General features: G+C 71.3%; 11 protein-coding genes and 1 tRNA gene. 2 read left to right on the forward strand and 10 right to left on the reverse strand.

Annotated features, from left to right (window positions below; translation table 11 throughout):
* Positions 1 to 29: 29 nt before the first annotated feature.
* The gene (locus ACFU7Z_RS27130; protein ID WP_375876739.1) at positions 30 to 2,390 is read right to left on the reverse strand and encodes a hypothetical protein; all 2,361 of its coding nucleotides are present in this window, start codon (positions 2,388 to 2,390) and stop codon (positions 30 to 32) included.
* 414 nt (positions 2,391 to 2,804) lie between these two features.
* Between ACFU7Z_RS27130 and ACFU7Z_RS27135 the strand changes: the two genes are divergently transcribed.
* Entirely contained in the window at positions 2,805 to 3,734 is a 930-nt protein-coding gene (locus ACFU7Z_RS27135; protein ID WP_380780247.1) for a tyrosine-protein phosphatase, read from the forward strand.
* On the opposite strand, the gene ACFU7Z_RS27140 is transcribed toward ACFU7Z_RS27135, so the two are convergent.
* From ACFU7Z_RS27140 to ACFU7Z_RS27175, 8 genes are all read right to left on the reverse strand, one after another.
* On the reverse strand, positions 3,721 to 4,629 hold the full coding sequence (locus ACFU7Z_RS27140; protein WP_049650154.1) for an RNA polymerase sigma factor SigF: 909 nt from the start codon (positions 4,627 to 4,629) through the stop codon (positions 3,721 to 3,723). The genes ACFU7Z_RS27135 and ACFU7Z_RS27140 overlap by 14 nt on opposite strands.
* A 144-nt stretch (positions 4,630 to 4,773) precedes the next feature.
* Positions 4,774 to 5,619 carry an RNA polymerase sigma factor SigF gene (locus ACFU7Z_RS27145; protein WP_375876738.1) on the reverse strand — a complete coding sequence of 282 codons (846 nt, stop codon included), beginning with the start codon at positions 5,617 to 5,619 and terminating at the stop codon, positions 4,774 to 4,776.
* Positions 5,620 to 5,933: 314 nt separating this feature from the next.
* Positions 5,934 to 6,227 (reverse strand): Dabb family protein, encoded by a 294-nt coding sequence (locus tag ACFU7Z_RS27150; RefSeq protein ID WP_375876737.1) that lies wholly within the window; start codon positions 6,225 to 6,227, stop codon positions 5,934 to 5,936.
* Positions 6,228 to 6,321: 94 nt separating this feature from the next.
* On the reverse strand, positions 6,322 to 6,486 hold the full coding sequence (locus ACFU7Z_RS27155; RefSeq protein ID WP_181970620.1) for a hypothetical protein: 165 nt from the start codon (positions 6,484 to 6,486) through the stop codon (positions 6,322 to 6,324).
* A gap of 540 nt (positions 6,487 to 7,026) precedes the next feature.
* Positions 7,027 to 7,116: transfer RNA gene (locus ACFU7Z_RS27160), tRNA-Ser, on the reverse strand.
* A gap of 67 nt (positions 7,117 to 7,183) precedes the next feature.
* A complete protein-coding gene (tadA, locus tag ACFU7Z_RS27165; protein WP_380780249.1) occupies positions 7,184 to 7,711 on the reverse strand; it encodes a tRNA adenosine(34) deaminase TadA in 528 nt (175 codons plus the stop codon).
* Positions 7,712 to 7,761: 50 nt separating this feature from the next.
* A complete protein-coding gene (locus ACFU7Z_RS27170; protein WP_049650157.1) occupies positions 7,762 to 8,319 on the reverse strand; it encodes a tRNA adenosine deaminase-associated protein in 558 nt (185 codons plus the stop codon).
* A 349-nt stretch (positions 8,320 to 8,668) separates the two neighbouring features.
* Positions 8,669 to 8,872 carry a hypothetical protein gene (locus ACFU7Z_RS27175; RefSeq protein ID WP_049650158.1) on the reverse strand — a complete coding sequence of 68 codons (204 nt, stop codon included), beginning with the start codon at positions 8,870 to 8,872 and terminating at the stop codon, positions 8,669 to 8,671.
* 195 nt (positions 8,873 to 9,067) lie between these two features.
* On the opposite strand from ACFU7Z_RS27175, the gene upp reads away from it, so the two are divergent.
* Complete coding sequence (upp, locus tag ACFU7Z_RS27180; RefSeq protein WP_049650159.1) at positions 9,068 to 9,703, forward strand: uracil phosphoribosyltransferase; 636 nt, start codon at positions 9,068 to 9,070, stop codon at positions 9,701 to 9,703.
* A gap of 99 nt (positions 9,704 to 9,802) precedes the next feature.
* On the opposite strand, the gene ACFU7Z_RS27185 is transcribed toward upp, so the two are convergent.
* Positions 9,803 to 10,486, reverse strand: coding sequence for a LytR C-terminal domain-containing protein (locus tag ACFU7Z_RS27185; protein ID WP_049650160.1), 684 nt, complete (start codon positions 10,484 to 10,486; stop codon positions 9,803 to 9,805).
* Positions 10,487 to 10,696 lie beyond the last annotated feature (210 nt).

Consider the following 10,696-nt stretch of genomic DNA (forward strand, 5'->3'; position numbering starts at 1 on the left):
CGCCGGTGGCGGGTGGTGCTGGTTACCGGTTACCGGTTGCCGGAGCGTCCGGTGGTGCTGCTCGGCGTGGCCGTCCCCCCAGAGGCCTTGCCGTTCTTCGTCGCAGCCTTGTCGTCGTGGCCGTTGCCGCCCTGACCGATGGTGCCAGCGAGGACATCCTTGCCGGGCACCGGGGTTCCGCTACCCGGGACCAGGGACGGAGCGGGCTTGCGGGTGGTGTCGCTCGGCCCCACCGGGACCGGGGTGGCGACACCCTGCGGCACGACCTTCTTGTCCGCCGGCGCCGGGGCCGGGACGGACTTGGCCGCGACGCCCGGCGCGACGGGGGCCGGGGCGGCCGGCGCGGACGGCAGCTGCAGGGTGACGCTGCTCTGCAGCGCGCCCGGGGACACCCAACCCGAGAGGGTACCGGCGTAGGACGAACCGAACCCGCCCGTTCCGATGGCCAGCTTCTGAGCGGTTCCGGTCGGCATGGTGGCCTGGACCTGAACGCCGGACGGCGCGTTGACGGTGACGGTGCTGCCGACCCGGTAGGCGGTGACCTGGCCGGAGGCGAGGGCGCTGTTCCAGGCCGCGCGGCGCTGGAACTCCTGGCCGATCTCGCGCTGGCTCAGGTTCACGATCGGGGCGCTGTCCGCGTGCAGCGAGCGGTAGGTGCCGAGGATCTTCTCCAGCACCGGGTACAGGATGCGGTCCTCGGACAGGTTCGACTGGTGCACGAAGTGCGGCCGCGGGTCGTTGCTCAGCACGTGGCCGAGGTCGATCCGGGCCTCCAGCGGCACGATGTACGACTGGTAGCCGGTGGTGGTGTCCAGCGGCTGGGGCAGGCAGGTGGAGTTGGCGTTGTTCTCGCAGACGCCGCTGCCGCCGTTGGCCTTGCTGGTGTAGATCCAGTTGTACTCGTCGGCCTCCTCCTTCGCCGTACCGGCGTTGTAGAAGACGTTCATCGGGTACCGCGGCACGGTCAGGGCGGAGCCGACGGGCCGCTGCCCGGTCTCGCGGGAGGCGTCGCTGGCGGTGAACTTGATGCCGTTGGCGGCCAGCGCCGGCGCCAGGTTCGGGTTGTCGCTGGTCTCCTGCGGGGCGGTCAGCAGGCCGGAGTGCTCGCCGGTGACCAGGGACTGCGGGTCGAAGCCCAGGCCGTTCGCGGTGGCCCAGTCGGCGTTGGTCTTGATCTGGGAGGAGATGGTGTTCTGGTCGACCCAGACGGTGGCGCCCGCGGTGTTCTTGGCGCAGACCCACGGCACCACGGTGACGTTCTGCTCGCAGCCCAGGTACGGGTGGGTGTAGGTGTGGTTGACCCACCGGTAGTTGCTCTGGTCGGCGATCATCTGGTTCGCCGTGGGGTCCACCGTGGTCTGGTGGTCGGCCTTCCAGTCCTCGCTGCCGCCGCCGTTGAACACCATGTCCAGGGTGAAGTTGTTGGCGGCCTGCCACTGCTTGAGGTGGTTGGCGTCGTCGACGGTCATCCGGATCGGGTTGGCGGTGTCCGGGGTGCCGGGCGGGCAGGTGACGTCGCCGGGGGTGCACTTGAGCACGGTGTCCCAGCGGTCGTCGGCCAGGAAGACGTCGTCCACGTGGGTGGCGAAGTAGTTGCGGTCGTAGCCGAGGTGGACGCCCTGGGTGAGCCAGTCGACCATGCCGCGGGCCAGCAGCCGGTACTGCTGCTGGTACTGGTTGTAGACGAACGTGACGACCAGTTCCTTGCGGCCGTCGTGGGTGTACTCGCCGACCAGCGAACCGCGGCTGGCCGTGTTGGGTATCGGCGCGTCGACCAGCGGGACGAACGAGGCGCCGGCCGGCAGGCTGGCGAGCGGAGTGGCCAGGTAGCCGTAGCTCTCGCCGACGTTCGGGTCGTTGTCCTCGAACGGGACGCTGCCCTTGAGGTACCCGAACGGGCCCGAAGTTCCGGCCGCGGTGGTGGCGCCCTGGAATCCGTCGAGAGTGCCCACGAATCCGGGATTCTGGGCGTAGTTCAGCCCCACCGCCGGGTTGGCCCACGTGTACGCGTCGATCTGGCGGACGTTGAATGCGGCTTCGTAGGTCGCGATCGCCGTCATCTCGGTGGCACTGTTGGGGAAGGGGTTTTCGTTGGGCAGCACGATGCCCTGGAACTTCCCGCGGGGCTGGCCGTTCAGCGTGTCGCTCAGGAAAGCGGAGTTGATGACGGGGCGGTTGGGGTCATTGAGGCTGATGACCTTGTAGGGCGTGCCCTGGCTCTTCAACTCGGCGGTGATGGCAGCGACGGACGGGCCGCCGTCGTCGACGACCAGGACGGTGAGGTCGATCCTGGGCGGCGCCGCGTCGGCGTGGGCCAGGGTGGTCTGCAAGCCGCTGGCCAGCAGGACTGCCGCCGCGCACGCGGCGACTCTTCGGGTCGCTCGACCCATGGTGATCCTCCCCTTGGTGCAGGCGTCACGCTGCTCGGCGCTCGCCTGCCCGTGTAGCTGTTCGCGGGCAGCAGGCTGCCCGGGCCCATCCTGGTCGAGGGACGGTGGTGCGAGGGACCAATTGGGCGAGAGTGCAGCGAACCTGTTACCAACGTTCATGGCGAAGCCATGAAGGCGCTGATTGTGACCGGAACCGGACCGGCGGCGCAAATAGTGAATTGAAAATGAAAAACCGGAAGCTGACTGCTACACGTGGTTACCGACGGTGCGGCCCAGTGGGGCGGGCGGGACACCTACACTGTCGTCGTTGCGCATGACACTCTTGCACATCTCGCCGCCCAGTTGGGCAGGTTCATGCAATATCGGGCACGGCTGTGCCATGTGACAGTCCGAATATGCAATGGAGGTGCTCACATGGTCGATCAGCATACCGAGTCCGGGGGATTCCCGAGCGTACGGAATGCGTCACCGGAGGCGGGCGGAACGCCGCTGGTCGGACGCAGTCTCGGTTTGCGCGGTGCGCTGAATGCCCGTGATCTGGGCGGGTACCGGACGGCTGACGGGCGGATTCTCCGGCCCGGGGTGGCACTGCGCAGCGATGGCCTGAACCGTGTCACCGCCGAGGACCTCGGCCCGCTCGGCGCGCTCGGCCTGCACAGCGTGGTGGACCTGCGGAGCATGGCCGAAGTCCGCGAGACCGGTCTGGACCACCTGCCCGGCGGTGTGACGCTCCACCATCTCCCGCTGCTGGCACCGGACTTCGACATCGTCCTGCTGGTCCGCGACGCGCTGGCGGACCACGACCCGGAGCGCCAGCGGGCGCTGCTCGGCGATGGCCGGGCGGCCGCCCGGATGGCCGGCCTCTACCGGTGGTTCGTCACGGACCGGGTGGCGCGCGAGCGATTCGCCGCCCTGCTGCGGCTGCTGGCGGACCCTCAGGGGCCGCCGCTGCTGTTCCACTGCTCGGCGGGCAAGGACCGCACCGGCTGGGCCGCGGCCCTCCTGCTGACCGCCCTGGGGGTGGACCGGGAGACCGTCCTGGCCGACTACCTGCTCACCAACGAGCGCTCCGCCCCGGTCGTACGGCGGGTGCTGGACGACTTCGGGGCCCGCGGCCTGATGCGCGAGCCCGAGCTGCTCCTGCCGGTCTTCCGCGCCGACGGCGGCTACCTGGAAGCGGCCTTCGCCGAGGTCGTGGCCGGCTGGGGCGGCTTCGACGCCTACTGGCGGGACGGACTCGGACTGGACGGGGAGGTGCTGGCCGGGCTGCGCGCCAACCTGCTGGACGACCCGGGAGCCGAGCGGGGCGGCCCGGCTCCCGGCGGTCGGCTCAGCCCTCGTTGATCAGCCCCTCGCGCAGCTGGGTGAGCGTCCGGGTGAGCAGCCGCGAGACGTGCATCTGGGAGATCCCGATCTCCTCGCCGATCTGCGACTGGGTGAGGTTGCCGAAGAACCGCAGCATGATGATCCGGCGCTCGCGCGGCGGCAGCTTGGCCAGCAGCGGCTTGAGCGACTCCCGGTACTCGACGCCCTCCAGAGCGAGGTCCTCGTAGCCGAGCCGGTCGGCCAGCGGGCCGTCGCTGTCCTCCTCGCCGGTGCTGGAGTCGAGCGAGCTGGCGGTGTACGCGTTGCCGACCGCGAGGCCCTCGACCACGTCCTCCTCGCTGACCCCCAGGCAGGCCGCCAGCTCGGCGACGGTGGGGGAGCGGTCCAGCCGCTGGGAGAGCTCGTCGCCGGCCTTGGTGAGCGCCAGCCGCAGCTCCTGGAGCCGGCGCGGAACGCGGACCGACCAGCTGGTGTCCCGGAAGAAGCGCTTGATCTCGCCGACCACGGTGGGCATCGCGAAGGTGGGGAACTCCACCCCGCGCTCCGGGTCGAACCGGTCGATCGCCTTGATCAGGCCGATCGTGCCGACCTGGACGATGTCCTCCATCGGCTCGTTGCGGCTGCGGAAGCGCGCCGAGGCGTACCGGACCAGCGGCAGGTTGAGCTCGATCAGGGTGTCGCGGACGTAGGTGTGCTCGGCGCTGCCCGGGTCCAGCGCGGCCAGCCGCAGGAACAGCGAGCGGGAGAGCGTCCGGGTGTCCAGCACCGAGCCGGGCGGCGTCTCCGGTCCCGTGTCGGGGCCGGGCGGCCGGGCCGGTTCGACCCGCTGCCGCGGGACCAGGTCCTCGACGACGGCCGTGCCGTTGGCCTGGCCGCCAGCGTGGATCTCCGCAGTGCCCAGCTCTCCGGACATGCACCCACCCCCTTGTGACTGTCAGTTGAACGGGGGCCGTCGCGCGGTGGTTCCCGGCGAGGGCCTTCCCCCTGCATACCGGAACACGGTCCACGGCAAACCCGAACGTCGCAAGATGTCACGCCGGGGTAACTCGCTGCAATCTCACTCTTCCCAGGAGTTGCCGGTCCGAAGCCTGGTCAGGATCCGGGAGAGCAGCCGGGACACGTGCATCTGGGACATCCCCAGCTCGGTGCTGATCTGGGACTGGGTCAGGTTGGCGAAGAACCGCAGCATCACGATCCGCCGCTCCCGCTCGGGGAGCTGGACCAGCAGGTGGCGGACCATGTCCCGGTGCTCGACCTCGGCCAGCGCGGAGTCCTCGTAGCCGAGCCGGTCGAGCAGGGCGAGCCCGCCCTCGTGCTCCTGCGCGGCCTCCAGGGACGCCGCGTTGTACGCCCGCCCGGCGTCCAGGCAGGCCCGTACGTCCTCCTCGGGGATCCGCAGGCTGGCGGCGATCTCGGGCACCTTGGGCACCCGGCCGTGCAGCACCGTCAGCTCCTCCATCGCGCCGCTGACCTGGACCCACAGCTCCTGGAGCCGGCGCGGGACGTGCATGGTGCGGACGTTGTCCCGGAAGTAGCGCTTGATCTCGCCCAGGATGGTCGGCAGCGCGTAGGTGGGGAACTGGACGCCGCGGCCGGGGTCGAAGCGGTCGATCGCGTTGATCAGGCCGATGGTGCCGACCTGGACGACGTCCTCCATCGGCTCGCTGCGGCTGCGGAAGCGGGTGGCGGCGTAGCGGACCAGTGGGATGTTCACCTCGATCAGGGCGGCCCGGACCCGCTCCCGCTCGGGGGCGTCCGGGGGCAGCTCGGCGAGCCGTTCGAACAGCACCCGGGTCAGCGTCCGGACGTCCACGGCGGGGCGGCCGCCGGGGCCGCGCAGCCGGTCCGGTCGGAGCTCGCCGGCCGGGCTGGTGATCGCAGCCAGCACTTCGTCCACGGACACCTCACCCCTCCCAAAGTCGTCAACGGCGGGCCCTGCGGAGCGGGTGCCACGGCGGGTTCACGACCTCGCCATGTCCGGCAAAACCGGTCATAGCATCACAAGGTGGGCACAGGTCGGGCAAGCACCCGATGGAGGTGTGTTGGTGGGCCGTTCAACCTTTCCCGGGCCGGCCGGCGAACCGCCGCGGGGATCGTTCCGGGACGGAGCAAGGCGCCCCGCCCGGAAGCCGGACGGGGCGCCGCGGTCCGTCCGGGGGAAGCGCCGGGGTCGGGCTTCGGGTGGTCCGGGTCGGACGGGTGGGGCCGGACGGGTGCTCAGACCTCGATGTCGGCGATCACCCAGGTGGCGAACTCGCGCCAGAGGCCGGCCGCGGCCTGGTGGTCCGGGTGGGTCAGGTAGGCCTGGAGGGCGTCGCGGTCCTCGACCAGGCTGTTGATCGCGTAGTCGTACGCGATGTCGCGCTCGGTGGTGTTCCAGCCGCACTCCCACTCGCGCAGCTCGGGGATCACCGAGCCGAGCGCGTCGAAGGCCTTGGCGCCGGCGAGCACGCGCTCTTCGTCCTTGCTGACGCCTTCGTTGAGCTTGAACAGGACCAGGTGGCGGATCACGATTGCCGCTCCTCGCGGACGGGGACAGAGGGTCCCGCTCACCGTAGCCGGTGCCCGGGGGCCGACCGCTACCCGAATGGGTGCGGGCCGTCCGTCACTTGATCAGACCGGTCATGAAGGTGCCGACGGCCTTGGCCGCGTTCGAGATCCCCTCGAAGCCGAGCTGGACCAGCTCGGCGGACCGGGAGGGTGAGGTGATGATCGAGTAGAGCACGAAGATGAGCAGGAGGGCCATGCCGATCTTCTTCGCCTGCGCCATCGGGTGACCTCTTCCTCCCAGCTGTGGGCCGCCGTCATCCGGTCCCCGAGCGGCCTGCAGGGGGCAGCTTATCCACCCGGACGGGCTATCAAGTGTGCGACGCGTTCGGCCGGCGGGACGAAGGTCCCCGCGAGTGGGGCCTTTCTCCGGATGCCCGCTCGCGGGCCGGACGGCAGGATGGAAGACGTACCGAGGATCTGGCAGGAATCCCCGGTGCATGGATCCGGAGCTCCCCGCTGTGGGACCGGTCGCCGCGGCTTCCCCCCGACGCGGCGCCGGTTGTGGGACTCCGCCGGGGGAGCGGTCAGTCCCCCCGAACCGCTCCCCCTCCAGGCTCCGTACGGACCGGGCACCGGTGGTCATCGGCCCGGGGTACGGAGCCGTTCCCATGCCCGGGGCCGTTCCGGCGCTGCCTCCGCGGCCCGGCGAGTCGGACGGCGCGGAGAAGGCGGCCTGACAGGTGAAGTGAGACCAGAACTGAGACCGGCACGACGAAGGCCCCGTTAAAAGTTTTAACGGGGCCTTCGTTCGTCCTGCTCATGGCGGTAGCGGTGGGATTCGAACCCACGGTGGAGTTGCCCCCACACACGCTTTCGAGGCGTGCTCCTTTGGCCGCTCGGACACGCTACCGAGAGGAACTCTACCGGAGGGGTGGCGCAGTCACGAAATCCGTATCACCGCGGTGCCCGGCGGGCCCTCAGCGGTGGGTGTCGAAGAAGGCGCGCAGCTGCGCGCCGCACTCGTCGGCGAGGACGCCTGGGATCACCTCGGGCCGGTGGTTGAGCCGGCGGTCGCGCATCACGTCGAAGAGCGAGCCGGCCGCGCCGGCCTTCTCGTCGAGGGCGCCGTAGACCACCCGGTCGATCCGGGACAGCACGATGGCGCCGGCGCACATGGTGCACGGCTCCAGCGTGACGACCAGCGTGCAGCCGCTCAGCCGCCACTCCCCGGTCTTCTCCGCGGCCTGCCGGACCGCGACCACCTCGGCGTGCGCGGTCGGGTCGCCGACCGCCTCGCGCTCGTTGTGGCCGCGTCCGATCACCTCGCCGTCCGGGTCCAGGACGAGCGCCCCGACCGGTACGTCCCCGGTGGCCGGCGCCAGCGCGGCCTCGGCCATGGCGAGGCGCATCGGCGCCGCCCAGCGGTCGCGGACCGGGTCGGGGCGGACGGGGGCGGGCAGCGGGGGGACGTGCGTGACGGTCAGCGGAGTGGATGCGGGCTGCATGGCATCCAGTGTCGGGTATCCGGTGGTGGACACCGGCATGGCCGACGCCGCTACCGGACGGCCTCCAGGACCTCGCCGCAGCCCAGGGCCTCGGCGATCTCCTCCAGGGCGTCGCCCGGGACCGCGCCCTCGCCGCTGAGCGCCAGCAGCTCGTCGGCGGCGAGGCCGAACTCGGTGAGCAGGTGGGCGTCGCCGAGCGGGCCGACCGGGACGCCGCCGCGGGCGTCGGCGTCCTCCTCGTCCTGCTCCTCGGCCTCCTCGGCCTCGTCCAGCAGGTGGTCCAGGTCGCCGAACTCGCTCTCGCCGGCCTGGTCGACCAACTCGTCGGTGAGGACGGAGCCGTAGGAGCTGCGGGCGGCCGCGGCGCCGTCCGACACGAAGATCCGCGGGTCCTCCTCGCCGTCCACGCGGACGACGGCGAACCAGGCGTCCTCCTGTTCGATGAAGATCAGGACGCTGTCGTCGTCCTGGGCGGATCCGCGGGCCAGGTCGGCCAGATCGGCGAGGGTTTCGACGTCGTCGAGCTCCGTCTCGCTCACATCCCACCCGTCCTCGGTGCGAGCAAGCACTGCAGCGAAGTACGCCACCAGGGACACTCCCAAGATCATCGGTCTCGGCTGTCGGCGCGCACGGGCAACGCGGAAATCTGGCCGCCCCCGCGCCAGAGGCGGTCCGCTTGTTCGGACCGTCCCATCGGAATCGTGACAGAAAGCCCGCCCTTGCGGGGGGTGTTCTGCAGCGCGTCTTTGCAGGTCGTGTCGGAAGGACCGGGTGGCGGACGGCGAAGCCGGGCCGGGGCGGTCCGAGGCCGGTCGAAATTTGCTCCGAACGCCCGGCGGGGCCGTTCGGGTCCCTTCCCGGGGCCGTCCGGGTGTCGCGCCGGACGGGCGCCAGGGCGGCATCAGGGTGGCCCGGGGGTGCCTCCCGAGGCGGTTCCGGGGGCGGTCCCGGGCCCGGTCAGATCCGGAAGGTCCGCATCCGCATCGCCTCGCGCATCCGCCGCTCCTTGGTCCGCCGCGGCTGGACCCGCTCCCGCAGCTCGCGCGCCTCGGTGAGCTCGCGCAGGAAGACGGCCCGCCGCTTGCGGCGCTCCGCTTCCGTCTCGGGGTGGTCGTACGGCGGGCCCGGGCTCCGGCCCACCCCGTCGACGGGCTCGTCCATCGAGCCGTCCCCAGGGTTCGGGTTGCTCGTCATAAGAGGTGACATTCCCAGAACGGCCCGGTTGATACCACAGGAGGCACTTCCGTCCGGACGGCCGCGCCGGGTCACGGCGGGTCACGGGAGCGTCACCCGGACCGGCGCCCCGGTGGGCACGGCGAGTCGTACACCCGTCCAGGACCGGGCTAACCTCGATACATGCGTCTCCACGTTGTTGACCACCCCCTGGTCGCCCACAAGCTCTCCACCCTGCGCGACGAGCGCACCGACTCGCCGACCTTCCGTCGCCTGACCGACGAGCTGGTGACCCTCCTCGCCTACGAGGCCACCCGGGACGTCCGCACCGACGAGGTGGAGATCACCACCCCCGTGGCGGTCACGCTGGGTACCCGCCTCAGCTACCCGCGCCCGCTGGTGGTCCCGATCCTGCGGGCCGGCCTCGGCATGCTGGACGGGATGACCCGGCTGCTGCCGACCGCCGAGGTGGGTTTCCTCGGCATGGTCCGCAACGAGGAGACCCTGGAGGCCTCCACCTACGCCACCCGGATGCCGGACGACCTCTCCGGCCGCCAGGTCTACGTGCTCGACCCGATGCTGGCCACCGGCGGCACCCTGGTCGCCGCGATCAGGATGCTGATCGAGCGCGGTGCCACCGACGTCACCGCCGTGGTGCTGCTGGCCGCCCCCGAGGGCGTCGAGGTGATGGAGCGGGAGCTGGCGGGCCTGCCGGTCACCGTCGTCACCGCCGCCGTGGACGAGCGGCTCAACGAGAACGGCTACATCGTCCCGGGCCTCGGCGACGCGGGCGACCGGCTGTACGGCACGGCCGGCTGAGCCTCCCCACCCGAACCACCGAACACCGAGAGCCCCCGGCACTGCGTCTGCTGGGGGCTCTCGGTGTTCGGTGGTGCCGCGCGTCCGGTCGGTGCCGTCTCAGCAGCTGCCGGTGGCGGTCGGGGCGGGGGAGGGCTTGGTGGCCAGCGCGAGGGCGGCGGCCGCCTGGGTCTCGTCCAGCAGGGCGTTGTAGCTGTCGCCGATCACGAAGTCCACGGTGGTGTCGGTGCGGGCGTCGGCGGTGACGGCGGCCCCGGCGATCTGCGAGCCGACCAGGGTGCCCGCGCCGGCGCCGGCCGGACCGGCGATCACCTGGGCGGTGCCGGGTACCTTCTTGTCCAGCTCGGCCGGGGCGTTGCCGACCTTGCCGATGACGAAGCCGCGCTTCTTGAACTCCTCGGCCGTCCGGCCGGCCAGCCCGGCCTTGGTGGTGGCGTTGTAGACGTTCACGGTGACGGCGGAGGCCTGCGGGACGGCGTGCGGGTCGCCCTGCGCGGCGGCGGGCGCACCGGAGGCGGCGGGGGTGCCCGGGGCGGCCCCCGGCGTCGGGGCGGCCAGCGGCTTGCCGGACGGGTCCGCGCAGGCCTGGGCCGAGGCGTTCTTGTTCCTGCCGGTGAAGATGTCGTACAGCTGCACGCCGCCGAGCGCGACCAGGGCCAGGGCGAGCAGGCCGGCGAGTGCGGCGATCACCTTGCGGCTCTTCTTCGGAGGCCGGCCCAGGCGCGGGTAGGTGTTGCCGGTGACGCGGTACTGCTTCCCCTTGAGGCCTTGGGGAGTCAACATGCTCACGGTTTGTCTCCCCCTCGTACCAGGGCGGGGTCGGGATGACGGATCGGCCGGGTGGGGGCTTCCCCCGGTGCGGGCGGAATCCCCTGGTCGCGGCCGTAGTCAGCAGCGTAGTGCCGGACAGCCTCGAAGGTACTAAACGATCATCATCTGGCGTACCCCGGTACCCGAAAGGGGGTACCGGGGTACGCGCGGACCGCCCTCCGC

Origin of the sequence: Kitasatospora sp. NPDC057518 (assembly GCF_042802075.1) — a bacterium.
Classification (GTDB): domain Bacteria; phylum Actinomycetota; class Actinomycetes; order Streptomycetales; family Streptomycetaceae; genus Kitasatospora.

Coding starts and splice junctions, on each gene's coding strand:
- ACFU7Z_RS27130 (WP_375876739.1), bottom strand. CDS start 2,390: ATGGGTCGAGCGACCCGAAGAGTCGCCGCGTGCGCGGCGGCAGTCCTG.
- ACFU7Z_RS27135 (WP_380780247.1), top strand. CDS start 2,805: ATGGTCGATCAGCATACCGAGTCCGGGGGATTCCCGAGCGTACGGAAT.
- ACFU7Z_RS27140 (WP_049650154.1), bottom strand. CDS start 4,629: ATGTCCGGAGAGCTGGGCACTGCGGAGATCCACGCTGGCGGCCAGGCC.
- ACFU7Z_RS27155 (WP_181970620.1), bottom strand. CDS start 6,486: ATGGCGCAGGCGAAGAAGATCGGCATGGCCCTCCTGCTCATCTTCGTG.
- tadA (WP_380780249.1), bottom strand. CDS start 7,711: ATGCAGCCCGCATCCACTCCGCTGACCGTCACGCACGTCCCCCCGCTG.
- ACFU7Z_RS27170 (WP_049650157.1), bottom strand. CDS start 8,319: ATGATCTTGGGAGTGTCCCTGGTGGCGTACTTCGCTGCAGTGCTTGCT.
- ACFU7Z_RS27175 (WP_049650158.1), bottom strand. CDS start 8,872: ATGGACGAGCCCGTCGACGGGGTGGGCCGGAGCCCGGGCCCGCCGTAC.
- upp (WP_049650159.1), top strand. CDS start 9,068: ATGCGTCTCCACGTTGTTGACCACCCCCTGGTCGCCCACAAGCTCTCC.
- ACFU7Z_RS27185 (WP_049650160.1), bottom strand. CDS start 10,486: ATGTTGACTCCCCAAGGCCTCAAGGGGAAGCAGTACCGCGTCACCGGC.